This is a genomic window from Burkholderia sp. 28_3 (assembly GCF_003253915.1).
GTDB lineage: Bacteria > Pseudomonadota > Gammaproteobacteria > Burkholderiales > Burkholderiaceae > Burkholderia > Burkholderia cenocepacia.
The window spans coordinates 13,073-37,560 of the sequence record NZ_QKZF01000004.1; the positions used below are offsets into that span (position 1 = coordinate 13,073).

The 24,488-nt window shown below is 67.5% G+C and carries 24 protein-coding genes; 8 read left to right on the plus strand and 16 right to left on the minus strand.

The genetic code is table 11. From position 1 onward, the window contains the following. Positions 1-78 precede the first annotated feature (78 nt). Positions 79-741 carry a glutathione S-transferase family protein gene (locus tag DFS13_RS10705; RefSeq protein ID WP_006496046.1) on the minus strand — a complete coding sequence of 221 codons (663 nt, stop codon included), beginning with the start codon at positions 739-741 and terminating at the stop codon, positions 79-81. 288 nt (positions 742-1,029) lie between these two features. Between DFS13_RS10705 and DFS13_RS10710 the strand changes: the two genes are divergently transcribed. Next, positions 1,030-2,385 (plus strand): polyhydroxyalkanoate depolymerase, encoded by a 1,356-nt coding sequence (locus tag DFS13_RS10710; protein WP_060212662.1) that lies wholly within the window; start codon positions 1,030-1,032, stop codon positions 2,383-2,385. A 107-nt stretch (positions 2,386-2,492) separates the two neighbouring features. Here the strand turns inward: DFS13_RS10710 and DFS13_RS10715 are convergent, their stop codons facing one another. From DFS13_RS10715 to DFS13_RS10745, 8 genes are all read right to left on the minus strand, one after another. Then, a complete protein-coding gene (locus DFS13_RS10715; RefSeq protein ID WP_006496048.1) occupies positions 2,493-2,954 on the minus strand; it encodes a DUF3761 domain-containing protein in 462 nt (153 codons plus the stop codon). Positions 2,955-3,016: 62 nt separating this feature from the next. After that, complete coding sequence (locus DFS13_RS40265; protein WP_166677911.1) at positions 3,017-3,154, minus strand: HHHH-motif protein; 138 nt, start codon at positions 3,152-3,154, stop codon at positions 3,017-3,019. A 294-nt stretch (positions 3,155-3,448) separates the two neighbouring features. Beyond that, entirely contained in the window at positions 3,449-3,883 is a 435-nt protein-coding gene (locus DFS13_RS10720) for a cupin domain-containing protein (RefSeq protein WP_006488629.1), read from the minus strand. Between the two features lie 79 nt (positions 3,884-3,962). Then, a complete protein-coding gene (locus DFS13_RS10725) occupies positions 3,963-4,943 on the minus strand; it encodes an ABC transporter permease (protein WP_226245117.1) in 981 nt (326 codons plus the stop codon). A 16-nt stretch (positions 4,944-4,959) separates the two neighbouring features. Then, on the minus strand, positions 4,960-5,937 hold the full coding sequence (locus DFS13_RS10730) for an ABC transporter permease (RefSeq protein WP_006488625.1): 978 nt from the start codon (positions 5,935-5,937) through the stop codon (positions 4,960-4,962). A 33-nt stretch (positions 5,938-5,970) separates the two neighbouring features. Further along, complete coding sequence (locus tag DFS13_RS10735; RefSeq protein ID WP_060212664.1) at positions 5,971-7,527, minus strand: sugar ABC transporter ATP-binding protein; 1,557 nt, start codon at positions 7,525-7,527, stop codon at positions 5,971-5,973. Between the two features lie 69 nt (positions 7,528-7,596). Next, positions 7,597-8,625 carry an ABC transporter substrate-binding protein gene (locus DFS13_RS10740; RefSeq protein WP_080431259.1) on the minus strand — a complete coding sequence of 343 codons (1,029 nt, stop codon included), beginning with the start codon at positions 8,623-8,625 and terminating at the stop codon, positions 7,597-7,599. A gap of 133 nt (positions 8,626-8,758) precedes the next feature. Next, positions 8,759-9,676 carry an aldose 1-epimerase gene (locus DFS13_RS10745; RefSeq protein WP_006493769.1) on the minus strand — a complete coding sequence of 306 codons (918 nt, stop codon included), beginning with the start codon at positions 9,674-9,676 and terminating at the stop codon, positions 8,759-8,761. Between the two features lie 313 nt (positions 9,677-9,989). Here DFS13_RS10745 and DFS13_RS10750 point away from each other — a divergent pair, with 313 nt between their 5' ends. After that, the gene (locus DFS13_RS10750; RefSeq protein WP_006496055.1) at positions 9,990-11,030 is read left to right on the plus strand and encodes a LacI family DNA-binding transcriptional regulator; all 1,041 of its coding nucleotides are present in this window, start codon (positions 9,990-9,992) and stop codon (positions 11,028-11,030) included. A 377-nt stretch (positions 11,031-11,407) separates the two neighbouring features. Then, positions 11,408-13,726 (plus strand): PA14 domain-containing protein, encoded by a 2,319-nt coding sequence (locus DFS13_RS10755; RefSeq protein ID WP_034202680.1) that lies wholly within the window; start codon positions 11,408-11,410, stop codon positions 13,724-13,726. Between the two features lie 77 nt (positions 13,727-13,803). On the opposite strand, the gene DFS13_RS10760 is transcribed toward DFS13_RS10755, so the two are convergent. From DFS13_RS10760 to DFS13_RS10775, 4 genes are all read right to left on the minus strand, one after another. Next, positions 13,804-14,571 (minus strand): ABC transporter ATP-binding protein, encoded by a 768-nt coding sequence (locus tag DFS13_RS10760; protein ID WP_006482526.1) that lies wholly within the window; start codon positions 14,569-14,571, stop codon positions 13,804-13,806. A 33-nt stretch (positions 14,572-14,604) separates the two neighbouring features. Then, entirely contained in the window at positions 14,605-15,318 is a 714-nt protein-coding gene (locus tag DFS13_RS10765; RefSeq protein ID WP_006482521.1) for an ABC transporter permease, read from the minus strand. After that, on the minus strand, positions 15,315-16,004 hold the full coding sequence (locus DFS13_RS10770) for an ABC transporter permease (RefSeq protein ID WP_006482533.1): 690 nt from the start codon (positions 16,002-16,004) through the stop codon (positions 15,315-15,317). The genes DFS13_RS10765 and DFS13_RS10770 overlap by 4 nt, the downstream gene beginning before the upstream one ends. Before the next feature lie 173 nt (positions 16,005-16,177). Continuing rightward, positions 16,178-16,951, minus strand: coding sequence for an ABC transporter substrate-binding protein (locus DFS13_RS10775; RefSeq protein ID WP_006482536.1), 774 nt, complete (start codon positions 16,949-16,951; stop codon positions 16,178-16,180). A 525-nt stretch (positions 16,952-17,476) separates the two neighbouring features. Here DFS13_RS10775 and DFS13_RS10785 point away from each other — a divergent pair. From DFS13_RS10785 to hutC, 3 genes are all read left to right on the plus strand, one after another. Continuing rightward, positions 17,477-17,791, plus strand: a complete 315-nt coding sequence (locus tag DFS13_RS10785) for a hypothetical protein (RefSeq protein WP_080431260.1) — start codon at positions 17,477-17,479, stop codon at positions 17,789-17,791. Between the two features lie 136 nt (positions 17,792-17,927). Beyond that, positions 17,928-19,055 (plus strand): porin, encoded by a 1,128-nt coding sequence (locus DFS13_RS10790; RefSeq protein ID WP_006482532.1) that lies wholly within the window; start codon positions 17,928-17,930, stop codon positions 19,053-19,055. A gap of 182 nt (positions 19,056-19,237) precedes the next feature. Further along, positions 19,238-19,933, plus strand: coding sequence for a histidine utilization repressor (hutC, locus tag DFS13_RS10795; RefSeq protein WP_006482530.1), 696 nt, complete (start codon positions 19,238-19,240; stop codon positions 19,931-19,933). 15 nt (positions 19,934-19,948) lie between these two features. Here hutC and DFS13_RS10800 read toward each other — a convergent pair whose 3' ends face one another. Continuing rightward, the gene (locus tag DFS13_RS10800) at positions 19,949-21,190 is read right to left on the minus strand and encodes a glycosyltransferase (RefSeq protein WP_111441719.1); all 1,242 of its coding nucleotides are present in this window, start codon (positions 21,188-21,190) and stop codon (positions 19,949-19,951) included. Positions 21,191-21,284: 94 nt separating this feature from the next. Here DFS13_RS10800 and DFS13_RS10805 point away from each other — a divergent pair, with 94 nt between their 5' ends. Together DFS13_RS10805 and DFS13_RS10815 are read left to right on the plus strand one after the other, a co-directional pair. Then, a complete protein-coding gene (locus DFS13_RS10805) occupies positions 21,285-21,905 on the plus strand; it encodes a TetR/AcrR family transcriptional regulator (RefSeq protein WP_006482520.1) in 621 nt (206 codons plus the stop codon). A gap of 184 nt (positions 21,906-22,089) precedes the next feature. Continuing rightward, positions 22,090-22,443, plus strand: coding sequence for a hypothetical protein (locus DFS13_RS10815; RefSeq protein ID WP_006482519.1), 354 nt, complete (start codon positions 22,090-22,092; stop codon positions 22,441-22,443). Positions 22,444-22,483: 40 nt separating this feature from the next. On the opposite strand, the gene DFS13_RS10820 is transcribed toward DFS13_RS10815, so the two are convergent. Beyond that, positions 22,484-23,296, minus strand: coding sequence for an alpha/beta fold hydrolase (locus DFS13_RS10820; RefSeq protein WP_060212668.1), 813 nt, complete (start codon positions 23,294-23,296; stop codon positions 22,484-22,486). A 109-nt stretch (positions 23,297-23,405) separates the two neighbouring features. Beyond that, positions 23,406-24,323, minus strand: coding sequence for a LysR family transcriptional regulator (locus DFS13_RS10825; RefSeq protein ID WP_006482538.1), 918 nt, complete (start codon positions 24,321-24,323; stop codon positions 23,406-23,408). Positions 24,324-24,488: the final 165 nt, after the last annotated feature.

Here is a 24,488-nt window from a genome sequence, read left to right on the forward strand (position 1 = left end):
CGCGGGCGCATCGATCGTTCGTTTCGCCGTTTGCGCATGTAGTGAAATTGAAAGCCCACCGCGACCGCATGCGTCCGGTCAGAACTCCATGTCGAGTTCGTCGATGTCTTCGTGCTCGGCCTTCGCCGCGTCGATCCATTCGGCGACGAACGGATGCGCGAGGACGCGCATGCAGTACTCGGCGACGTCCGGTTCGAGTTTCACGTCGTAGGTCAGGAAGCGCGTGACGACCGGCGCATACATCGCGTCGGCGATGCCGATCTCGGCACCGAACAGCCAGGGGCCGCCGTACTCGGCCAGGCACTCGCGCCAGATCGTCACGATCCGCTCGATGTCGTGCTGCGCGCGCGACCAGATCCGGAAGCCGGGGAAATGTCCGCGCAGGTTCATCGGCAGCGCGGATCGCAACGCGCTGAAGCCGGAATGCATTTCGCCGCAGATCGACCGGCAATGCGCGCGCGCATGCCGGTCGTCGGGCAGCAGCCGCGCCTGCGGGCGGATCTCGTTCAGGTATTCGGCGATCGCGAGCGTATCCCACACCGCGTTGCCGTCGTGCGTCAGGCACGGCACGAGGATAGACGGCGACAGCAGCAGCAGCTCCGCGCGCGACGTCGCATCGATCGGCACGCTGATCGTCTCGAACGCGAGCCCGCTCAGCTTCGCGAGCAGCCAGCCGCGCATCGACCACGACGAGTAATTGCGGCTGCTGATGGTCAGCGTCGTCCGTGCGTTGGATTCCATGTCGCTCCCCTGCTGAATGTCGTTCGTGCCCCTGCACCGTAAACGGACGCGCCGCATGAACGGCCGCACCACGTCTGTGCGGTCCGTTCGCCGAACTGGCGCAACGTCGCACGGCCGCGCGGCATGTGTCGCACGCCCGACCGGCAAGGCAACGCGTCACCTTCGCCCCTGCGTCATCACGTCCCGCGCGTGCCGCCGCGCTCCCGAACCGCTGCAACGCGCGTGCCAGCCTCACGCTGGCATACGGCTTGCCTCGTTCCTTGCAATGCGGCGTCACGAGCGACGGTCATGAACCTGCTTGCCTATCCCTTTTATCAATGGTCTGCGGAATGCCTGCGCCCGGCGCGTGCATGGGCCGCCGCCACCCGCGCGACGATGTCGCTGTGGCCGCCGGCGACATCGACGCCGACCGGCCGCATGGTCGACGCGCTGTGCGAACTGCTCGAATGCTGCGCGTTCTCGCATCGGCGGCCGCCGTTCGGAATCGCGTCGGTCGTCGTCGACGACGAAACGGTGCCGATCGTCGAGGAAGCGGCGGCGGTCACGCCGTTCGCGACATTGCTGCATTTCCGCAAGGCGGGGCCGGTCGCGCGCCAGCCGCGCGTGCTGATCGTCGCGCCGATGTCCGGGCACTTCGCGACGCTGCTGCGCGGCACGGTGCGCACGATGCTGGCCGACCACGACGTGTACATCACCGATTGGCACAACCCGCGCGACATCCCGCTGGCGGCCGGACGCTTCGGCTTCGACGAGTACGTCACGCACGTGATCGACTTCATCCGCCACATCGGCCCGGACGCGCACGTGCTGGCGATTTGCCAGCCGACCGTCGCGTCGCTGGCGGCCGTCTCGCTGATGGCGGCCGGCGGCGATCCCGCGCAGCCCGCGAGCCTCACGTTGATGGCCGGCCCGATCGACTGCCGCGTGAATCCGACGAAGGTCAACGAACTCGCGACGAGCCAGCCGATCGAATGGTTCGCGCGCAACCTGATCAGCGTGGTGCCGACGGGTTTCGTCGGCGCGCAGCGGTGCGTGTATCCGGGCTTCGTGCAGGTCGGCGCGTTCATGTCGATGAACCCGGACCGCCATGCGGCGTCGTTCGCCGATCTGTACTACGAACGCGCGAAAGGCGACCCCGCGAAAGCCGACACGTTGCGGCACTTCTACGACGAATATTTCGCGACGGCCGACCTCACCGCGGAGTTCTATCTGGAAACGGTCGAGAAGGTGTTCCAGCAGTACGCGCTCGCGCGCGGCGAGCTGGCGGTGGGCGACACGCTGGTCGAACCGGCGGCGATTCATCGCACCGCGCTGTTGACGATCGAAGGCGAGAAGGACGATATCTGCGCGGTAGGCCAGACGGTGGCCGCGCAGGAACTGTGTTCGGGATTGCCGTCGTACCTGAAGACGCACCATGTACAGACGGGCGTCGGGCACTACGGCGTGTTCAACGGCAGCCGGTGGGAAACGCAGATCTATCCGATCGTGCGGGCGACGATCCACGACAACGAGCCGTACGATCGCACCGCGGACGCGCAAGGCGACACGCACGGCACGCACTACGTCACGCTGCGCGCGCTGCTCGATGCACGGGCATCCGGGATCGATGCGGCGACCGAAGCGCAATCGGCGCACACGCACTGAACGCGGCTAGCCACACAGTGAATCGCCCCGCCTGAGAGGCGGGGCGATGTGTGCTGCAGCATTCGGACGACGCGCGAGCGAAACCGCTCGCGCGCCGGGCCGGCTCGTTACGAGCAGGCCTTGCCGTGCGACGCGTGGTAGCCCTTCGCCTTCGCGTCGGCTTCCGACATGTAGCTGCCGTGCTTCGTCTTGCCGTAGTACTTGTCGGTCGAGCAGTGATAGACCTTCGTGCTGTCGTTCGCCCACACCTTGCCCGCGCCGCCGCCCGGCGCCGCGGCCGTCGTGGCGGCGCTCTTCGCGCCTGCGGCGCCCGATGCCGGCGCGGCGGAAGCCGCCGTAGCCGGGGCCGCGGCCGGTGCGCTCGCCGCGGCAGCGCCCGATGCGCCGTACCACGTCTTCACGCCCTTGTGGCCCGCACATGCGCCCTTCTTCGACGCGCCCGAGTAGAACGAGCCGTCCTTGCACAGCCCGGTCGTGCCGGCCGGCGCGCTGGCCGGAACCTGCGCGAACGCACCGATCGACACACCCATGCCGGCGACCAGCGCGGCGATCAACATCGTTTTTTTCATGATCCTCTCCTGATTTGCCTGAATGACGAAAGCGTCCGGGACATCCCCGGCGACAGCGACGGTTACCGCGCCCAGCGGCACACGCGGTGATGGTGATGATCGAAGTGGCACACGCGGTGCGAATGCGCTTCGGCCAGTGCCGGCACGAGCACGGCGCAAGCCAGTGCGGTGGCCGTCAGGATCTTCGCGATGCGGTTCATGGTGAAACTCTCCCGGATAGTCAGCCGGTGATCCGGCTGGTACCTCCTTAACGCCGGGCGTCGACACGCCGTGCACCGCCCCTGCGGGCAATTGACGATCTTTGACATCGCATCGCCTGTCGACGATCGAAGCTGACGAATGTCTTTCTTTTCTTTCTGGTTCTTCAGCTTCTCGATCGTTTGGAATTCGAAGGAATGTGTCGAAGCGAAAAGCAGTGCGCGTAAATCGCGCCGACCAATAAAAAACCGCCTGAATGCAGGCGGTTCGTCTAGAACGCACACCCACTCGACCGGCTACGCACCGACCTCGCCCCACGGCGTCGGTTCCGGCACCGCGCACGGCCCGTCGACATCGATCGATTTGAAGTCGGCAGGCCCGACGATCTCCAGGTACTCCATGTCCGGCGAGTAATCGAACAGGTAGTGGACGATCCCCGGCGCCTGGTGCACGCAGTCGCCCGCCGCCACCAGCGTTTCCTGTTCGCCGTACATGAAGCGCGCCCAGCCCTTCAGCATGATCACGATATGGAACTCGGCCTCGTGACGGTGCCAGCCGGTGCCCGCCTCCGGTGCATGATTGGCCCTGACGAGTTGCGCGACGACCTTGCCGTTCGTCGCGGCGGCGATACCGAGATCGCGGTACAGGAAGAAGTCGCGCAGGCCCTCGCCTTGAAAGGCGGTGTCCTGCGGCTTCACGTGGGAAAAAGCGGTGGTGGTCGGCGTGCTCATCGCGGTGCTCCTTCATCGAAAGGATCACGTGAGACAAGCATTAAGCGTTCCAGTTTGCGGCGGCACGACACCGTGCGCGTCAGCGCTTGCGCCGCTTGCCGGTCAGCAGCGTCTGCGCGATCACCGCGAGCAGCAGGAACGCGCCGCTCGCGAGGTTCTGGTAGTACGGGCTCAACGTGCCGACCTGGTTGATCACGTTCTCGATCACGCCGAGCAGCAGCACGCCCGCGAGCGGGCCGAACAGCGTGCCGACGCCGCCCGTCAGCAGCACGCCGCCGATCACCGCCGCCGCGATCGATTGCAGCTCGTAGCTGTTGCCGGCGCCCGGCAGCCCCGAATCGAGCCGCGACGCGAGCAGTGCGCCGGCCAGCCCCGCCAGCGCCCCGCTCAGTCCGTACGTGACGACCTTGAGCCCCTCGACGTTCACGCCGAGCATGCGCGCCGCCTCCTCGTTGCCGCCGATCGCGAACACGCCCGCGCCGTAGCGCGTGTGATTCAGCACGAACGCGGCGACGAGATACGCGACGAGCACGATCCACACGAGATGGCCGACGCCGAACAGCGAGCCGTTCGCGATCGTCGCGAAGAAGCCGGGGTTCGCGATCAGCATGTCCTGGCTCGCGAGCACGAGCGACAGCCCTTTCAAGCCGAGCAATGCGGCGAGCGTGACGATGAACGGCGCCATCCGCGCGCGGGCGATCAGCCAGCCGTTCATGAGCCCGACGATCAGCCCGACGCACACCGGCGCGGCCAGCGCGGCGCCCCAGCCGTACGGCGCCGCATACGCGGCGATCACGGTGCCGAGCCCGACGAGCGAGCCGACCGACAGGTCGAACCCGCCGAGGATGATCACGAAGCTCTGCCCGATCGTGATCAGCGCGACGAACGCGGCGGCCGCGACGATATCGAGCAGGTTCGGTGCACTCAGGAAATGCGGAAACACGCGGCCGGCGATCAGGCACACGAGCACGAGGATCGCGATCGCGCCGCGCGCCTGCACGAGCCGGACGAACTGCGCGCGGCGCGCGCGGCCGGCATCCTGCGCGGTGTGCGGAGTCATCGGCGCGGTCGACATGTCAGGCTCCCGAGCGTTGCAGATACAGCGCGCCGAGGATGAACGCGGCCTTCAGGATCTGCGCATACGTGTAGCTGATGTTGTTCATGATGAAGCTGGCATCGAGCAGTTGCAGGAGCAGCACGCCGAACACGGTGCCGACGATCGACACGCGCCCGCCGGACAGCGGCGTGCCGCCGATCACCGACGCGGCGATCGCATCGAGTTCGAAGTTCACGCCGACATAGTTCGGATCGCCTGCGCCGAGCCGCGCGGTGGCGAACAGGCCTGCCAGCCCGGCCAGCGCCCCGCTCGCCGCATAGACCGCCAGCAGCGTGCGCCGCACCGGCACGCCGGCCAGATGCGCGGCGTCGCGGCTCGCGCCGACGAGAATCGTGTAGCGCCCGAAGGTCGTGTTGCGTACGACGAAGAACACGACGGCCGCGCACACGAGCGCGATCAGCATCACGACCGGCAGCCCGAACCACGTGCCGATGCCGACGAAGTCGAACGCATCGGACGGCGGCAGGCTCACGCGCGAGCCGCCGAGCAACGCCTGCGCCAGCCCGCGCGCGGCGACCAGCAACGCGAGCCCGGAAATCAGCGGATCGATGCCGAGCCGCGCGACGAGCCCGCCGTTGAACAGGCCGACCGCGAGCCCGATCGCAATGGCCGCCGCGAACGCCGCGCCGGTGCCGTACGGCAGGCACACCGCGATGATCGCACTGGACAGCGCCATCACCGAGCCGACCGACAGGTCGATCCCGCGCGTGGCGATCGCGAGGTTCTGCCCGAGCGCGATCAGCACGATCGGCGCGGCCTGGAACAGCAGGCTGCGCGCGGCGAGCGGATTCGAGAAGCCGGGCGTGACGATCAGGTTGAAGACGGCGAGCGCGACGAACGCGAGATACACGCTGTGGTCGCGCGCCTGCGCGAACAGCGAGCGGCGCGACGGGCGGCGGGCTTCATCGGGTTCGCTCATCAGGTTGGCAAGATTCACGCTGTCCTCGTCCTCGGGTCGATGTGCGGGGCGTCAGGTCTGGTTCGCGAGCAGCGCGGTCACGTCGTCGGGGCTCGCGCCGCGCGTCGGCAGTTCGCCGCTCGTCGCGCCTTCATGCAGGATCACGAGCCGGTCGGCCAGCTCGAGCAGTTCTTCCATCTCCGACGACGTCGCGACCACCGCGAGCCCGTCGTCGGCGAGCCGTTTGACGAGATCGTGCACTTCGGCCTTCGCGCCGACGTCGATGCCGCGCGTCGGGTCGTCGAGCAGCAGCACCGACGGCTCGGTCGACAGGCAGCGCGCGATCAGCGCCTTCTGCTGGTTGCCGCCGGACAGCGTCGAGATCGGCGCGCCCGCATGCGACGCCTTGATGCCCAGCTCGCGGATGTAGCGCTCGACGAGCGCCTCCTGCTTGCGCACGGAGATGAAGCCGAACCGGGCGATGCGCGGCAGCACGCACACGACGATGTTCTCGCGCACCGACAGCTTCGAGAAAATGCCTTCCGAGCGGCGATCCTCGGACAGGAACGCGAGCCCCGCGCGAATCGCGCGCGCCGGGTCGGCGCCGTCGAGCGCCCTGCCGCCGACGCGCACCGCGCCGCCGTCCGGCTGCTGCGCGCCGAATACGGCCTTGAACGTTTCGGTGCGGCCCGCGCCGAGCAAACCGGCGAGCCCGACGATCTCCTTCGGCGCGACGCGGAACGACACGTCGCGCAAACGCGTGCCCCAGCGCAGCCCGTCGACGGCGAGCGCGGGCTCCCGCGTCGTGTCGGCGGCCACCGTCTCCGCCTGTTCGCGCGGGCCGTGCGCACCGACTTCGCGGCCGAGCATCGCCGCAATCAGCGCCATGCGCGGCAGCCGGTCCGGCGACTCGCTGCGCACCACCGCGCCGTCGCGCAGCACGGTGAGCCGGTCGCACATCCGGTAGCACTCCGACAGCCGATGGCTCACCAGCACGATCGCGATGCCGGTCGCGCGCAACTGCTCGACGACGCCGAACAGCACCTCGACTTCCGCACCGCTCAACGCGGAAGTCGGCTCGTCGAGAATCAGCACGCGCGCGCCGAGCGACACGCCGCGTGCGATCGACACCATCTGCTGCTGGCCGAGCCCGAGCGAGCCGACCTTGTCGGCCGGATCGACGTCGAGCCCGTAACGCTCGACGATCTCGCGGGTACGCGCCCGCATCGCGCGGCGGTCGATCCACGGGCCGAAGCGGCGCGGCTCGTGACCGAGGAAGATGTTCTCGGCCACGCTGCGTTCGGGAATCAGGTTGATTTCCTGGTAGACCGCGCAGATGCCCGCGCGCTGCGCGGCACGCGGGCTGTCGAACGACACGGGCACGCCGTCGACGCGGATCTCGCCCGCATCGGGCTGGTGAAAGCCGGTGAGGATCTTGATCAGCGTCGACTTGCCGGCGCCGTTCTCGCCCATCAGCCCGTGCACCTCGCCCGCGCGCAGCGACAGCGACACGCCGTTCAGCGCGCGCACGACGCCGAACGTCTTGCCGACGCCGTGCGTTTCGAGCACGACGGGTTGGCCGTGGGCGCCCGAGTCGGCGCCGGGTCCGGCGGGAAGCGTTGCGTCCATCGCGCGCCTCGCGTTCGCGGTTGAGCGGTTGAGCAGCGATTGAGCGATTGCCGAGCGTTTGCCGGCCGGTCAGTAGACGAGGTTCGCTTCGAGCGAATGCTTCGCGTTCGCCTTGTCGTACAGCGCGTCATCCATGATCTGCTTCTGCGCGACCGGCTTGCCGGCGAACCATGCTTCGAGCGACTTGAACGCGAGCGGGCCGAAGCGCGGGTTCGTCTCGACGCTCGCCGCGGCCGAACCGTTCGCGATCGCGGTGACGAAGTCCTTGGTGCCGTCGATCGACACGACCGTCACGCCGCGCTGCTTGCCGGCCTGCCGCAACGCGGTCATCGCGCCGAGCGCCATCGTGTCGGCCTGCGCGTAGACGGCGTTCACGTCCGGATGCGCGAGCAATACCTGCTCCATCACCTTCTGCGCTTCGGTGGCCGACCAGTTCGCGGTTTGCGACGCGACGATCTTCATGGTCGGGAATTTCTTCAGGCCGTCGGCGAAGCCGTCGGTGCGCTGGCTCTCGACGGTATTGCCGTAGCCGCCCTGGATCTCGGCGATCACGGCTTTGCCGCCCGTCGCATCGGCGAGCGCCTGCGCGGCGCGCTGCCCCTGCCGGAAGAAGTCGGAGCCGAGGAACGTGATGAAATCCTGGCACGGCGTGCCGGCCGTCTGGCGGTCGATCGTGACGACCGGAATGCCCTTCGCGCGCGCCTGCGCGAGCGCGGGCTGCAGGCCGGTCGAATCGTTCGGCGCGACGATCAGCGCCTGTGCGCCCTGGTTGATCATGCTTTCGATATCCGCGACCTGCTTCGCCTGGTTCGCGTTCGCATTCGTATACAGCAGCCGCTTGACGCCGGCCGCCTTCGCGGCGGCACGCACCGACGCGGTTTCGGTCGCGCGGAACGGGTTCTGTTCGTTCTCGGACTGCGAGAAGCCGACGACGAGATCGGTCAGCTTCACGCCGCCCGGCTTCGGATTCGTGCAGGTCTGCGCGGAATTCGCACCGACCTTCTGCGCATTGTCCTGCGCATGCGCGATCGCGACGCATCCGAGCGTCACACCCATCGTCACCACGATACGTTGCAGCTTTGCACGGCTCGGCATCATCGTCTCCAAATGTTGTGATGGCGTGATCGGCCCGCGCCCCGTCGCCTGCGGACGGCATCGGCGTCACGAATTAATATTATTACTCGATATTATCGCCTGCCCGACTCAGGATAATCCCGTATCGCCGGACCCGTCAGGCGGGGCCCGGCGTCCACCGCAACGTCGCCTGCAGCGACTCGCCCGGCGCCAGCACGCAGCCGCCGACGAGCGACGCGGGTTCCGTTGCATTGAAGCTGTCCGTCGTGTTCGTGACGGGCTCGACGCACAGCGCGTCGGCGCCCGACGGCGCGTACACGACGAGCTGATCGAACGGCTGCTCGGCCTGCAGCACCAGCTGCCGGCCGCGCTCCGGCCAGATCACCGCGGCTTCGCGCGACCAGCCGACGAAATTGTTGTCGAGTTCGAATGCATCGACCGGCATCCCGCCGCGCAGCGCGGCGACGGCCGGGTGATCGCCGACGTGGGTAGGCAGCACGTCCGCATCGGCATGCCACATCGCGTCGACGTGCGCCTTCACGACGGTGTGCGGCGTGCGCAGGTAATACGGGTGATGGCCCATGCCGAACGGCATCGGCTGTGCGCCGAGGTTGCGCGCGGACAGCGTGATCGACAGCACGGGGCCGTCGAGCCGGATCGACTGGCGCGCCTCGTAATGGAACGGCCAGTCGCCCGCGCGGCTTGTATCGGGGCGATGTTCGAAGCGCAGGTCGACCTGCATCTCGTCGCGCCGCTCGACCTGCCACGGACGCAGCCAGCCGTGCCCGTGCAGCGCGTGACGATACGCATCGTCCGGGCCGGACAGGTCGATCGTGCGGCCGTCGAATTCGAACTTCGCGTCGCGGATGCGGTTGCAGTACGGAAACAGCGGGAAGCTCGCGAAGCGCAGCGGATCGCCGCTCGCGAGCGCCGCGTCGGTGGTCGGGCGAAACCAGTGCTGCGGGCCGTCCGGCGCTTCGTCGTAGTACGCGGCGATCGAGCCGCCGGCCAGCGGCGCGACGCGGACGCGGGTCGACCCGCTGGCGAGTTCGATCAGGTCGGTGTGGCGGGGCATTCCCATCGGCATCGATCATCCCGGGATGAAGCTGACGACCCCGTCGCCGGCATGCAGCATCCGGCCGCGGGCATGTGCGGCCAAGGATGGCACGGCGCCGCCCGCGTGGTCAATAATATTTGTTGATATTATTATCCGGACATCCACGCATCCGGCGGAACACGCGTAAAGCTTGATTGCCGGCCCGAATGGCCGATGTTACCGTCGGGTCAGATTGATCCGACCCGCTGTTCATCACCGACTTTATTTGCCCATCCTGCCGAGGCCGGACCGCGCTCCTACCGTGAAACGCTCTACTCAACGTCGCCCCACGATGACCGACATCGCCAAGCTTGCCGGCGTGTCGCAATCCACCGTCTCCCTCGTGCTGAACAACGCGGCGGGCACCAAGTTCTCGGACGCCACGCGCGAAAAAGTGCTGAAGATCGCGCACGAGCTCGGCTACCGGTTCCTGCCGCGCGAAGTGACGATGACGCACGGCGGCGAGCGCGACCTGATCGTCTATCTGGCCGACGAAATCTCGACGAGCCCGCACCCGGTCGTCAACATCGACGGCGCGCGCGACGCGGCGTATGCCAACGGCAAGCTGCTCGCCGTGTACTCGACGCACGGCAACGTCGACATCGAGCGCCAGGTGCTCGAATCGGTGCTCGCGATGCCGAACCTGCTCGGCGTCGTCTATGCGACCGTCTATACGCGCAAGGTCGCGTTGCCGGCCGAGCTGCTGCGCGTGCCGGCCGTGCTGCTCAACTGCTACACGACGGACAGCGGGCTGTCGTCGATCGTGCCGGCCGAAGTCGCGGGCGGCCATGCGGCGACCGAATACCTGCTGCGCGCGGGCCACCGGCGCATCGGCTACGTCAACGGCGAGCCGTGGCAGGACGCCGCGAAGGATCGGCTGAAGGGCTATCGCACCGCGCTGGCCACGGCCGACATCCCGTTCGCGCCGGAACTCGTGCGCGACGGCGACTGGGGCTCCGACACCGGCTTCGAGCAGACGCTGTCGCTGCTGCGCGAGCCGAACCCGCCCACCGCGATCTTCTGCGCGAACGACCTGATGGCGATCGGCGCGATCGAGGCCGTCAAGCATCTCGGCATGCGCGTGCCCGACGACATCTCGGTGCTCGGCTACGACGACCAGGAAATCGCGCGGCACACGCACCCGCCGTTGTCGACGATCGTGCTGCCGAACTACGAGCTGGGCCGCTGGGCGGTCGAGATCCTGCTGCAGGAAGAACAGAACCGTGCGGTCGGCATGCCCGTGCGCCGCCGCGCGATCAAGCTCGACGGGCCGCTCGTCGAGCGCGGGTCGGTGCGGACCGTCGAGACGGCCGCGCAATCGGCGAGCGCGTAGGCGCACCCCTTCCTCCTTCCGACACCCCCCTGCGACGCGGGCGGCACATTCGCTGCCCACGCGTGCTTGCACGCCCTGTCGCCCCCCGCTTGCCCTCCGTTGCAGCCCATTCGAGGGTAAACACCATCACTAAATTATTAGTAATATTTTCCCGGCATTTCTATACTTGCGTCGGCATCGGGCAGAACCCCGGGCCACGGCAGAACAACACGACGAGACGGTGACCGGAAGCGACCGCGCGCGAACCCGCCGCGCGGCCCGCTCCGTGCCGTCCGCACATCACACGCGCACCGTGCCGCGACGCTTGCCGTCCGGGCACCGCTTCATCGCATCGAGTCACCAGTCGTCCGCTTCTCCCCATTGATCCGGAGTCCAGAATGACTATCACGTCTCGTCTCAAGCCCGCCGCGCTCGCGGTCTTCGTCTTGCTCGCCTCGTGCGGCGGCGATGATTCGTCCGCCCCGTCGGCATCCGCGCTTGCCGCGCATGCGTCCGTCGATGCCGCGTCCAGCGACGGTGCGGCCACGGCCAACGCCGCCGCATCCAGCGATTTCATGAACATGGGTCACGGCGGCCCGTCGCATTTCCCGAACCAGCTGGTCACGCTCGGCCTGCCGGGGCCGACGCCCGCGCTGCGCGTGTCGTCGCGCGGCGTGCCGCCGTATGCGCCGCCGCCACCGCCCGTCGCGACCGACACGCAAACGCTGACGCTCGCCGATTTCGATACGTACGGTCCGGCGTGGACGAGCGGCGGCACGAACACGATCCGGATCGACGGCACGAGCACGGACGGCGCGAAGCTCGTCACCAACGCGCAGCATCCGGCGTACGGCCACGCGTCGTACGAAGCGGACGTGACGATCGGCGCGCCCGCGCCCGGCGCGAATACCGCGAATGCGGGCTTCATCGTGCACGTGACGAACCCGTCGGTCGGCACCGATGCGCTGACGGGCTACTACATCGGGCTCGACGCGGTGCGCCACGTGGTGCAGGTCGGCCGCGAGCAGAACAACTGGACCGACTTCATCGACTACCCGGCGCCCGCGGTCGTGCCGGGCAGCACGCATCACCTGAAGGTCGTCACGCGCAACAACGCGATCGACGTGTATGTCGACGGCGCGCAGGTGATCAGCATCAACGACGCGACGAGCGGCCTGACGACCGCGCTGCGCGCGGGCGCGTTCGGGCTGCGCCGCTTCGGCGCGAGCGTCGCGTTCAGCAACGTGACCGTGAGCCGCCATCCGGACGTCGCGCCGAAAACCTACGACTTCTCGCGCGTGGTGGGCGCCGTGTACAACCCGTGGAATGCCGTCAACGCGATCGATTTCTGGCAGCACTACGATCCGGCGATCGTCGACCGCGAGCTCGACTACGCGCAGACGTACGGGATGAACACGATCACCGTGTACCTGCACTACCTGAACTGGGTCAACGATCGCGACGCGTTCCTCGCGAAGTTCGACAGCCTGCTCGAGATCGCCGCGCGCCACGGGCTGAAGGTCGCGCCGATCTTCTACGACGATTGCTGGCACGTCGATCCCGCGTACGGCCCGCAGCCCGCGCCGATCTTCGGCGTGCACAACAGCCGCTGGGTGCAGTCGCCCGGGCAGTCGGTCGAGCAGCAGTACCTGCAGCCGATCGCGGCCGGCGCGTCGACCACCTACAAGCAGGACCTGCAGCACTACATCGCCGATTTCGTGTCCGCGCACCGCAACGACCCGCGCATCCTGTACTGGGAGCCGATGAACGAGCCCGGCTGCAGCGGCAACGGCGCGCTGCAGCCGACGCGCGCGCTGATGATGAACGACGCGCGCATCGCGATCCTGAACGCGGGCGCGACGCAGCCGATCAATTCGCCGAACGTGCAGGAGCCGGAAGGCGATTACTTCTCCGACTTCCATGCGTTCCACCCGTACGCGCTCAACGCGACGACACCCGACTACTCGCTGCCGCCGAGCCTGCTCGACAGCCTGAATTCGGAAACGCTGCAGCGCGGCTGGCCGGGCGGCCAGGCAGGCCAGACGATGGCCGGCATCGCATCCACCTACGGCGGCAAGACGGGCTTCCTCGTGTGGGAGTTGATGATCGGCCGCACGAATACGCGCTTCCACTGGGGGCAGACGGCGTCCGCCCCGGCGACCGTCGAGCCGGCGACGCCGTTCCAGGGCACGCTCTACCCCGACGGTCACCCGTGGAGCACGGCCGAGGTGCAGGCGCTCGCGAGCGCGTTCAGCTCGCGGCTGCGCGTGCTGAACGCGACGTACTACAACGACACGACGTTCACGACGCCGGTGTTCTCGTCGATCACGCCGCTGGTCGATTTCGACCTGAACACCGAGCGCGGCACCGATTCGCCCGATGCGTCGAAGGGGATGAATGCGACGAACTATGCGATCCGCTGGACCGGCGCGCTCGACATTCCGAAGGCCGACAACTACACGTTCAGCGTGACGAGCGACAACGTCGCGCGCGTGTGGATCGACGGCCGCAAGGTGATCGACAAGGAACAGCCGGGACTCGCGACCGCGAAGGGCCGCATCCACCTGTCGCAGAAGCGGAACGTGCCGATCCGCGTCGAGTACGTGCATGCGAGCGGGCCGGCCAGCATGCATCTGCAATGGTCGAGCCCGAGCGCGGGCCGCGACACTCTCGTCCAGGTCGCGCAGCGGCCGTTGACGGACGCGCTCGCGCAATAGCAGGCGTTACCCGCGTGAACGCCCGTGAAGCCTGCGCGGCTTCACGGGCGTTGCGATGCAACCGGCAGACGCGTTTATTACTTCAACCGCCCCGACAGAAACTGCCCGAGCCGCTCGCTCTTTGGATTCACGAGGATCTGCTGCGGATCGCCCTCCTCCTCGATCTTCCCCTGATGCAGGAAGATCACGTGGTTCGATACGTTGCGCGCGAAGCCCATCTCGTGCGTGACGACGACCATCGTGCGCCCTTCCTCGGCGAGCTTCTGCATCACCTTCAGCACTTCGCCCACCAGTTCCGGATCGAGCGCCGACGTCGGCTCGTCGAACAGCATCACTTCCGGCTCCATCGCGAGTGCGCGCGCGATCGCGACGCGCTGCTGCTGACCGCCCGACAGATGCGACGGATACATGCCCTCGACGCGCGGCGCGAGGCCGACCTTCTCCAGATACTTGCGCGCCCGCGCGATCGCTTCGTCCTTGCCGACCCCGAGCACGGCCATCGGCGCCTCGATCACGTTCTCGAGCACCGTCATGTGCGCCCACAGGTTGAAGTGCTGGAACACCATCGACAGCTTCGTGCGCATCCGCTGCAACTGCTTCTGGTCGGCCACGCGCAGCGACCCGTTGCGGTCGCGCGTGGTCTGGATCGGCTCGCTGCCGATCGTGATCTGCCCCGAGCACGGCTGTTCGAGGAAGTTGATGCAGCGCAGGAACGTGCTCTTGCCGGAGCCGCTCGAGCCGATGATGCTGATCACGTCGCCGGCCTTCGCCTTCATCGACACGCCCTTCAACACCTCGTTGTCGCCGAATTTCTTGTGCAGGTTGTCAACGGTAAGCTTGTACATGCTGGGTCCTTCGTTGCGGATCTTGCGGATGCGTTAATGGCTGCGCGGCGCGAGGTACGCGAGCCAGCGCGTCTCGAGCTTGCGGAACGCCCAGATGAGCGCGAACACGACGACGGCGTACAGCACGGCTGCGATGCCGTAGGCCTGGAACGACATGTAGGTCGCCGAATTGACGTCGCGCGTGACCTTCAGGATGTCGGGCACGGTCGCGGTGAACGCGAGCGTCGTCGCATGCAGCATCAGGATCACTTCGTTGCTGTAGCTCGGCAGCGAGCGGCGCAGCGCGGACGGCAGGATGATGCGCGTATAGAGCTTGAAGCGCGACATCCCATAGGCCATCCCGGCTTCGATCTCGCCGGACGACGTCGCCTTGATCGCGCCCGCGAAGATCTCCGTCGCATACGCGCATTCGTTCAGCACGAACGCGAGCAGCGTGCAGTTCATCGCGTTGCGGAAGAACGTGTCGAGCAGCACGTGGTCGTGCACGACCTGCAGGCTGTAGATGCCCGTGTAGCACATCAGCAGCTGCACGTAGAGCGGCGTGCCGCGGAACACGTACGTATAGAGCCACACGGGGCCCGAGATCCAGCGGTTCGACGACGCCCGCGCGATCGCGAGCGGCACGGCGAGCGCGAAACCGAACGCGATCGACACGACCAGCAGCCACAGCGTGATCGCAAGGCCGCTGAAGCGGTAGCCGTCGGAATAGAGATAGTTTTGCCAGTACTGGCTGACGAGTTCGATCATAGTGCGAGCCTCCGGACACCGACGGAATAACGCTTCTCGAGGTGATGCAGCACGACGTTCGACACCGTCGTGATCGCGAGGTAGATCGCGCCCGCAGCCAGCGTGAAGAAGAAGAAATCGAGCGTGCTCTTGCCGGCGTCCTGCGACGCCTTCACGACGTCCGCGAGGCCGATGATCGACACGAGCGCGGTGGCCTTCACGAGCACCTGCCAGTTGTTGCCGATGCCCGGCAGCGCGAAGCGCATCATCTGCGGGAACAGGATGCGGTGAAACACGCGCCAGCCGCTCATCCCGTACGCGAAGCCGGCTTCGAGCTGGCCGCGCGGCACCGCGAGGAACGCGCCGCGGAACGTCTCGGTGAAGTACGCGCCGTAGATGAAGCCGAGCGTCACGACGCCGGCCACGAACGGGTCGATGTCGATCTGGTCCCAGCCGAGCAGGTCGGTCACGTCGTTCAGCAGGATCTGGATCCCGTAGAACAGCAGCAGCATCAGCACGAGATCGGGCACCGCGCGGATCAGCGTCGTATAGAACGTGCCGACCGACTTGAGCACGCGGTTGGCCGACAGTTTCGCGGCCGCGCCCGCGAGGCCCAGTATCAGCGACGCGGCGAGCGACAGCACCGCGAGCTTCACGGTCTCGACCGTGCCGGCCCACAGCAGCGGGCCAAATCCTTGGAAGATCATATGAGGAACCCAGAACGAGGTGGCTGGATTGTCAATAGCCATTAAGCGCGCAGCAAACGAGTTCTGCGCACGACGTGATGCAGCCTGCTCATCAAGCCGGACGCGGCCCGCGCACGGTGCGGCATCCGGCAACGCAGGCGGCGCGCCGCCATCGATGCGCGCCGCCCGCGCGGTCAGCCGCCGTAGACGTCGAACGCGAAGTACTTCTTCTCGAGCTTCTTGTAGGTGCCGTCCTTGATGATGTCGGCGATCGCGTGGTCGATCTTCGCCTTCAGGTCGGCGTCGTCCTTGCGCAGGCCGATGCCGGCGCCGTTGCCGAGCGTCTTCGGATCGTCGATGTCGCCGCCGGCGAACTGGAAGTTCGCACCGCGCGGCGTCTTCAGGAAGCCGATGTCGGCCTGCACCGCGTCCTGCAGCGCCGCGTCGAGGCGGCCCGACATCAGGTCCTGGTACACGCCGTCCTGGTTCTGGTAAGGCACGACCTGCACGCCCTTCGGCGCCCAGTACGCCTTCGCGTAGGTTTCCTGGATGGTGCCCTGCTCGACGCCGACCGACTTGCCCTTCAGCGATTCGGCCGTCGGCTGCAGGTTCGCGCCCTTCTTCGCGACGAGGCGCGTCGGCGTGTTGAACAGCTTGTCGGAGAACGCGATCTGCTCGGCGCGCGCCGGCGTCATCGACATCGACGACAGCACGCCGTCGAACTTCTTCGCCTTCAGCGCCGGGATCATCCCGTCGAAATCGTTCTCGATCCACACGCATTTCGCCTTCAGGCGGGCGCAGATCTCGTTGCCGAGGTCGACGTCGAAGCCGACGACCTTGCCGCTTGCGTCCTTCGATTCGAACGGCGGGTAGCTGGCGTCGACGCCGAAACGGATCGTCGACCAATCCTTGGCGTGGGCACCGACCGCGAGGCAGGCGAGGGCAATACTGAGCGCGAGTTTCTTCATGGCGTTCCTGTCAGAGGCGGACTGGGGCGGATTCCGGTCGGGCTGCCCGCCGTGAATCCTTCCAACCGGGTAATCGCGTGTTCCGGCGATGTTCCAAGTTGTACATACAACTTTGCCTTTTCCAGGATAGGGTCAGCAATCCGTGTTTATCTCTAATTGTCGGCGGATTAGGAGCGTCGACAGGATTTTCCTTAATTTTCAATTAATTATGGATTACGCGGGGCTGAATGGAGGCTTTCTTGCGGCGTACGGCGGCAGCCGGGCAGGGCCCGGCACCTGTCTAGACTTTGTCGGCCGCCGCACCGTGTTTTCCGAACCGGCCTGACGTTCGTCCAACGACGGCGTGGCCGCCGCCGGCTCATCCTGCCCTTTCCGCCTTCGGTCGCCAACGCAGCGCGTTTACGCATCCTTTGCAGACGCGCGGCGAGTCTATACACCGTCTCGCCGCGGCGATTTCTAGAATGGGCGCCATGTCGAGAACGAGATCTCCGCCGTGCAGCGCGCGCCGCGACCGGGGATGAGGCCATGAAACCGACCAGAACCGAATCCGCTGCTTCACGCCATCTGCCGCCCGCTCGCTCGCGGCGTCGCGCTCCCGCGGACACGCTCGTGCTGCTGTCGATCCGCGTCGAATCGGACAACCTCGCGGTCGTGCGACGTCGCTTGCATCAGGCCGTCGGCGCCGCACTGAACTGCTACACGGCCGCGCTCGACCGCCGCACCGGGCGCGCGTGCATCGAACTCGAAGTCGCACGGTCACAGGCGTCGCCCGCGATCCTGTCGATCCTGCGCCTGCTGCCGGCCGCCGAGTTCGGCGCGATCCGCCTGTTGCAGCACTAGCGGCGTTCGTCCCCGCCGCGCGTGACACGCGTCACGCACGCCCCCTTTTTCATCGATTCGCACGCACGGGTCCGCACGGATCCGCGCGGCGGATCGCCGTTCCCGTCGCAACGGGCCTTTCCAGGAAACACACGCAATGAAAAAAGCAGTCGTCGGTACCCTCTCGCTCGCATGCTTCGGCGCCGTCGCGCATGCGCAAAGCAGCGTCACGCTCTACGGGATGCTGGATGCCGGTATCGCCTATACGAACAACCAGTCGGGCAAAAGCGCGTGGCAGCAAGGCAGCGGCCTGCTGTCGAATACGGTCTTCGGGCTGAGCGGCAACGAGGATCTCGGCGGCGGCCTGCATGCGCTGTTCCGGCTCGAAAGCGGCTTCAACCTGAACAACGGCACGCAGTCCTATCGAAACACGCTGTTCGGTCGCCGCGCGTACGTCGGCCTGCAGAGCGATCGATACGGCGCGCTGACGCTCGGCCGCCAGTACGACGCCGTGGTCGACTATCTCGGCCCGCTCGCGATGGCGAACAACGGCGACGGCAACAACCTCGCGTCGCATCCGTTCGACAACGACAACCTCGACGATTCGTTCTACATCGACAACGCGGTGAAATACACGAGTCCGACACTCGCGGGCTGGCAGTTCGGCGGCCTGTACGGGTTCGGCAACGCGGCCGGCGGCTTCGCGAACAACCGCGCATACAGCGCCGGCGTGTCGTATGCGAACGGGCCGGTCAGCGTCGGCGCCGCGTACCTGCAGCTCAATCGCGGCGGGCTGACGGCCGGCGGCGCACTGTCGACCAACGACGCACCGAACTTCCCGGCCGTCCGGCAGCGCGTGATGGGCGCCGGCGGCAGCTACGCGTTCGACCGGCTGACGATCGGCGCGGTGTGGACGCACGCGATGTTCGACGAAACGGCCGCGTCGTCGCTGCCGGGCGCGCTGAACGCGCTGCGCTTCGACAACTACGAGATCAACGCGCGCTATGCGCTGACGCCGGCGGTCTCGTTCGCGGGTGCCTATACGTTCACCGACGGCCGTTACGACGATGCCACCGGCAGCCACCGGCCGAAGTGGCACCAGGTGACGCTGATGGCCGACTACGCGCTGAGCAAGCGCACCGACGTGTATGCGGAAACCGTGTATCAGCACCAGTTCGGCGTGCCGTCGGGCGCGACGCTCGGGTTCGCGAACGTCACGGGCGTCGCGGCCTCGTCGACCCGCACGCAGGTGGTCGCGACGGTCGGCATCCGGCATCGGTTCTGACCGCAAGCGAGCCGTCGCAGGCCGGCCGCTCTGTGCAATCCCGCATGGACGCGCGCCGGCCGAACAGGGATCATTCGGGGAATCCGGGCCGGCGCGCCCGCGAAACCGGTACACTCGGCGCCGGGCGCGCGCCGGATCGGCATTCGGCGGCGGCCCGCCGCCGACCCAGAAATCGTGATCCCATGACCACACCGATCTATCAGGAAATCAAGGACTTCATCCTCGCGCGCATTCATGCCGGCGAATGGGCGGAAGGCGACCAGGTGCCGTCGGAGAACGAGCTCGCACGCGAATTCAACGTCGCGCGGATGACCGTCAACCGCGCGCTGCGCGAGCTGACGGCCGAACAGGTGCTCACGCGCACGCGCGGCTCCGGCACGTATGTCGCGTCACCGAAATACGAATCGACGCTGGTCGCGATCCGCAGCATCTCCGACGAAGTCGCCGCGCGCGGCCACGGCTATCGCGCGCAGGTGCTGCAGGTCGGCGCGGCCGTCGCCGATGCGAAGCTCGCCGACGAACTGCGGCTCGACACCGGCAGCCCGATCTTCCATTCGCGCGTGCTGCATTTCGAGAACGACACGCCCGTGCAACTCGAGGAACGCTGGGTCAATCCGGCCTGCGCACCCGAATACGCGTTGCAGGACTTCACGACGACGACGCCGAACCAGTACCTGACGCGCGTCGCGCCGCTGCAGCGCGTCGAATACCGGATCGAGGCCGCGATGCCCGATGCCGAAACGCGCCGCCACCTGACGATGGACGATCGCGAGCCGTGCCTGCTGCTGCATCGGCGCACGTGGTCGCAGGGGCTGGTCGCGTCGATCGCGAATCTGTGGCACCCGGGCAGCCGCTACCGTTTCACCGGGCATTTCTGATGCCGCGGCGCGCGCTCACCTCGCACGCGGTCGCGCCCATCGTTCGATCGCACTGACGGCCCGCTGCAATCCCTCCTCCTGCGCGATGCGCGTGCCGAGCGCCGCCGCACGCGTCTTCGTCTCGCCGCGTTCGGCAAACGCGATCGCCCGTGCCAGCGCGGCCGCCTCCACGCGCCGCCCCGCGACCGGCGCATCGGCGACACCGAGCCGTTGCAGCCGGTTCGCCCAGAAGAACTGATCGCCCGCGAACGGCACGACCACCGACGGAATGCCGGCCCGCGCCGCCGAATGCGTGGTGCCCGACCCGCCGTGATGCATCGCCATCGCGACGCGCGGGAACAGCCAATCGTGCGGCGTGTCGCCGATCACGCGAATGTGCGCCGGCAGCAGCGACGCGTCGATGCCGCTCCAGCCCGGATAGAACAGCGCGCGCCGGCCGGCCAGCGCCTGCGTCAGCGCGGCGGCCAGCGCCGCCCGATCGAAGCCGGCCATGCTGCCGAACCCGATGTACACGGGCGGCTCGCCCGCGTCGAGAAACGCCGACAGCTCGGGCGGCGGCGTCCACGCACGCGCGTCGACCCGCCACTGGCCGCAGGCGTGCACGTTCGCCGGCCAGTCGGCCGGACCGGACAGCAGCGCCGGCGACACGCCATACAGCATCGGATGATCGGTCCACACGTGCTTGCGCGGCGGCAATCCGCAGACGCTGGCGCGCGCCGCGTTGGTCGACTTCCTGAACGCCTGCCACAGCAACGCATTCACGAGCCGATGGCTCGCGCGATTCAGCCAGCGCGGCAGCTTCCCCGGCGGCAGGAACGGCGACGCGAATTCGGCGGTCGGCGTGATCGGGATCATGCCCGTGCCGATCGCCGGTATGCGGCGATACTCGGCGACCGACAGCCCGACGAACGACGCGAGCCCCGACACGAGCAGCGCATCGCACCCGGCCGACGCGTCCGCGACTTCTTGCATCCATGCGGCCGTGTTCGCATTCGCGATCGGCGCGAGCGCCTTCGACGTATCGTTGAAGCCGCCGCGCCCGCGCACCGCATCGGCCAGCGCGCCTTCCGGTGCGATCGCGCGACGGATATCGCCGGACAGCGGCGCCGACGGCACGCCGAGCGCGGCGGCCGAGCCGAGCGTCGCCGCGTCGGCCAGCAGCCGGACGTCGTGGCCGGCATCCAGCAGCGCGCGACCGAGCGCCGCGAGCGGTCGCGTGTCGCCTTCGGTGCCGTAGGTGGCGATGACGAGTTTCATGCGGGGCTCCTCGTGCACGGCGGAAAAGGTTGGATTCAAAAAAGTGCACGTCGTATACTAATGCAATCCGCACACTTTCAGTCAATCCCCTGCCATGACGACTCCGACCGACGATCCGGGCCGCCGCGCGCGCAAACGCATCCAGATGCTCGCGCATCTCGCCGCGACCGGCGCGCGCCTGTTCGATGCGCACGGCTACGACGCCGTCACGATGGAGCAGATCGCCGCGCAGGCCGATGTCGCGAAACGCACGCTGTACAACCACTTTCCGACGAAGGAAGCCGTGCTCGCGCACTGGCTCGAAGGCGAACTCGCGCGCGATCTCGCGCATCTGCAGCACGACGTCGCGCGGCGCAAGACCTTTGCGTCGCGCATCGGCTGCGTGCTCGACGCGTCAGCCGCCTGGTGCGAGCACCATCCGGCGTACCTGCTCGCGTACCTGCGGCACCGCTTCCTGAGCATCGGCGCAGCCGAACCGGCGCGTGCGGGAGAGAACGGCAGCGACATCGCATGGGTGTGGCAGCAACTGATCGCCGCCGGGCAGCAGGCCGGCGAACTGAACGCCGCGCTGCGGGCCGATCAGCTCGCGACCTGGTTCCATCACCTGTATCTCGCGGCGATGCTGCGCTGGCTGACCGTGCCGGGGCTGTCGCTGAAACGGGAGTTTCAGTCGGTCGCGAAGCTGTTCATCGAAGGCGCGGAAGCGAAACGGTGACGCAGCCAACGCGTCGCGTGGCACACACATTGTTACAACGAACCCACACTTCGCATGCCAAATTTCCCGCGCGGCAGTATGCTGATGTCGTACGGCTGCGCACTGCGCATCGGGCAATCCCGTCGTTCGCACGCGACACGCGCCGCCGTCGCGACCGCAATCATGCGTTGCAAGGAGGGTTGTGATGGCTACCACGCATCAGCACTTCCACCTCGAACTACGGCACGCCACCGCGCCGACCTACTTCATCAGTTACCTGTTCCCTGCGTTGCTGTTCGTCTACGAACTGCTGCGCGTCGGCCAGTGGATCCGCGATCACGGGATGCAATTCGTCGCGTTCAAGCAGATGGGCTACGAGTATCTGCTGATGCTGCTGTTCGTCGGGCTGCAGATCGTCGTCGAGGCGATCTTCCTGCTCGGCGCCGCGATGCGCAAGGATCATCGCGATTTCGAGCACCGCTTGCCGAACGTGATTCTCGGCATCGGGCTTTCGATCGTACTGCTGGCGATCGATCTCGCGATCCAGCTTTCGTTCTGACCACCGGCGGGCAGGCGCCCGCCGGCGAGGGCGAGCGCGCTCAGGCGAGCGCGTCGCGCAGGCACGTCGCGACGGCGGCCAGCACGTCGTCGGTCCGCTCGCGGTGCGGCAGGTGTCCGCAGCGGGCAAGCAACAGGAACGACGACGGCCCCGCGACGCGCGCGGCGATCCGCTTCGGATGCACGTCCGACCCGTATTCGTCGTCTTCGCCGTGAATCGCGAGCGTCGCGCACTGCACGCGCGGCAGGTCGTCGTCGAGATTCCAGTCGCGAAACGCCGGCGACAGCCACGTGTCGACCCACGCGCGCAGCACCCATTCGGCCTTGTCGCCGTGATAGCGCGCGAGCCGGTCGAGTTGACCCGGCTCGTCGAACTGCCGCCCCGCGTCGCGAATGCCGGCCAGCGTGCGATCCTCGACGAACGCCTGCGCGGCGACGGTCACGAGCGCACGACACCGCTCAGGGTACGCGGCCGCACAGCCGACCGCCATCCCGCCGCCGACGCTGTGCCCGAACGCGACGAACGCGTCGACGCCGAGCCGTTCGAGTACCGCGGCGAACGCACGGTCGGCTTCGTCGCGCACGAACGTCGTGCCAAGCATGCCCGGATGCCGATCGGAACGGCCGAAACCGAGACGGTCGTACGCGATCACGTCGCGCTGCGTCGCGCGGGCGAGCTGCGCGGGGAAGTCGCGCCACAGGTCGACGCAGCCGAGCGAATCGTGCAGCAGCACAATCGGCGCGGCCGGCCCAGGCGCCGCCGCGGGCTGCGCCGACCCCGCACGCCAGCGTTTCGCAAAGAGACGCCCTTGCGGCGTCTCGACGGTCGTCTCCTCGGTCAGGATATCGGTCATGTGTCGGTCGTCTGCATGAGAGCGGCCGCGCGTCGGCGGCCGCATCGAATCCGCGCATGGTGGCCCGCCGGCGCGCGCAGCGTCAAGCAAGCCCCTACGGCCCGCGCGCTCATTCGGGCTGCGGCGGCAGATATTCCATCCGCGCCTCGTCGTACAGCCGGTAGATCAGCGCCTGCATCGCGCGGATGTCCTCCGATTCGTCGAGCGCGCGCATGCTCATGATGATCGGCGACACGAGGTTCGGATCGTCGAGCGGCTTGTAGCTGATGTCGTCGCGCTTGAGCCCGTACACGCTGTGCGGCACGACCGACACGCCCTCGCCCATCGCGACGAGGCCGAGCGCGATCTGCAACTCGCGCGTCTCGTAGATCCGGCGCGGTTGCAGCGCCCGATCGTGAAAGGCCGCGAGCACCTGGTCCGCGTAGCTCGGGCGCGGCGCCTTCGGAAAGATGATCAGCGTGTCGTTGACGAGATCGTGCAGCGACAGCACCGGTTTGGCGCTGTCGAGCACATGGCCGACCGGCAGCGCGACGATCATCCGCTCCTCGCGCAGCACGACGCGCCGCACGCTCGGGTCCTCGTGGCGGATGCGTCCGAACCCGACGTCGATGCGCCCTTCCTTGAGCGCCTTGATCTGGTCCATCGTCGACATCTCGTGCAGGCTCAGCTCGACGGCCGGATATTCGCTGCGAAAGCGCCGGATGATCTTCGGCAGCATCCCGTACAGCGTCGAGCCGACGAAACCGACCGACATGCTGCGCTCGATCTTGCCGACCCGCTTCGTCATCGATTCGAGTTCGGTCGTCTGCGCGAGCAGTTGCACCGCGTGCGAATAGAAGAAGCGTCCGGCATCGGTCAGCTTCAGCGGCCGCGCGTTGCGCTCGAACAGCGGCACGCCGAGCGCCTCCTCGAGCTGCTGGATCTGCCGGCTCAGCGGCGGTTGCGCGATATGCAGCCGTTCCGCCGCCCGCGTGAAATTCCGCTCTTCGGCCACCGCGACGAAGTAGCGGAGATGTCTCAACTCCATGTTCGAATCCTCCCGGGACAGGCAACGGACGCTCACCCGGCACCGCGCGAATAGCGCCCGCACCGCTCACCCTCGCCGGCTATCCGTACCGGCCTCCTCGATCGCCTGCTTCCCGATCCCGTCACGATACCTCAGCCGGCGCCGGTCCCGGCGCAAGCAGCGTCG

Excerpts from the sequence above, each read along its gene's own strand:
- DFS13_RS10815 (WP_006482519.1), top strand. The coding sequence starts at position 22,090 with ATGGCTACCACGCATCAGCACTTCCACCTCGAACTACGGCACGCCACC.
- DFS13_RS10725 (WP_226245117.1), bottom strand. The coding sequence starts at position 4,943 with ATGACTCCGCACACCGCGCAGGATGCCGGCCGCGCGCGCCGCGCGCAG.
- DFS13_RS10760 (WP_006482526.1), bottom strand. The coding sequence starts at position 14,571 with ATGTACAAGCTTACCGTTGACAACCTGCACAAGAAATTCGGCGACAAC.
- DFS13_RS10740 (WP_080431259.1), bottom strand. The coding sequence starts at position 8,625 with ATGATGCCGAGCCGTGCAAAGCTGCAACGTATCGTGGTGACGATGGGT.
- DFS13_RS10805 (WP_006482520.1), top strand. The coding sequence starts at position 21,285 with ATGACGACTCCGACCGACGATCCGGGCCGCCGCGCGCGCAAACGCATC.
- DFS13_RS10800 (WP_111441719.1), bottom strand. The coding sequence starts at position 21,190 with ATGAAACTCGTCATCGCCACCTACGGCACCGAAGGCGACACGCGACCG.
- DFS13_RS10710 (WP_060212662.1), top strand. The coding sequence starts at position 1,030 with ATGAACCTGCTTGCCTATCCCTTTTATCAATGGTCTGCGGAATGCCTG.
- DFS13_RS10820 (WP_060212668.1), bottom strand. The coding sequence starts at position 23,296 with ATGACCGATATCCTGACCGAGGAGACGACCGTCGAGACGCCGCAAGGG.
- hutC (WP_006482530.1), top strand. The coding sequence starts at position 19,238 with ATGACCACACCGATCTATCAGGAAATCAAGGACTTCATCCTCGCGCGC.
- DFS13_RS10775 (WP_006482536.1), bottom strand. The coding sequence starts at position 16,951 with ATGAAGAAACTCGCGCTCAGTATTGCCCTCGCCTGCCTCGCGGTCGGT.
- DFS13_RS10735 (WP_060212664.1), bottom strand. The coding sequence starts at position 7,527 with ATGGACGCAACGCTTCCCGCCGGACCCGGCGCCGACTCGGGCGCCCAC.
- DFS13_RS10745 (WP_006493769.1), bottom strand. The coding sequence starts at position 9,676 with ATGCCCCGCCACACCGACCTGATCGAACTCGCCAGCGGGTCGACCCGC.
- DFS13_RS10720 (WP_006488629.1), bottom strand. The coding sequence starts at position 3,883 with ATGAGCACGCCGACCACCACCGCTTTTTCCCACGTGAAGCCGCAGGAC.
- DFS13_RS10770 (WP_006482533.1), bottom strand. The coding sequence starts at position 16,004 with ATGATCTTCCAAGGATTTGGCCCGCTGCTGTGGGCCGGCACGGTCGAG.
- DFS13_RS10765 (WP_006482521.1), bottom strand. The coding sequence starts at position 15,318 with ATGATCGAACTCGTCAGCCAGTACTGGCAAAACTATCTCTATTCCGAC.
- DFS13_RS40265 (WP_166677911.1), bottom strand. The coding sequence starts at position 3,154 with ATGAACCGCATCGCGAAGATCCTGACGGCCACCGCACTGGCTTGCGCC.
- DFS13_RS10750 (WP_006496055.1), top strand. The coding sequence starts at position 9,990 with ATGACCGACATCGCCAAGCTTGCCGGCGTGTCGCAATCCACCGTCTCC.
- DFS13_RS10755 (WP_034202680.1), top strand. The coding sequence starts at position 11,408 with ATGACTATCACGTCTCGTCTCAAGCCCGCCGCGCTCGCGGTCTTCGTC.
- DFS13_RS10825 (WP_006482538.1), bottom strand. The coding sequence starts at position 24,323 with ATGGAGTTGAGACATCTCCGCTACTTCGTCGCGGTGGCCGAAGAGCGG.
- DFS13_RS10790 (WP_006482532.1), top strand. The coding sequence starts at position 17,928 with ATGAAAAAAGCAGTCGTCGGTACCCTCTCGCTCGCATGCTTCGGCGCC.
- DFS13_RS10715 (WP_006496048.1), bottom strand. The coding sequence starts at position 2,954 with ATGAAAAAAACGATGTTGATCGCCGCGCTGGTCGCCGGCATGGGTGTG.
- DFS13_RS10705 (WP_006496046.1), bottom strand. The coding sequence starts at position 741 with ATGGAATCCAACGCACGGACGACGCTGACCATCAGCAGCCGCAATTAC.
- DFS13_RS10785 (WP_080431260.1), top strand. The coding sequence starts at position 17,477 with ATGAAACCGACCAGAACCGAATCCGCTGCTTCACGCCATCTGCCGCCC.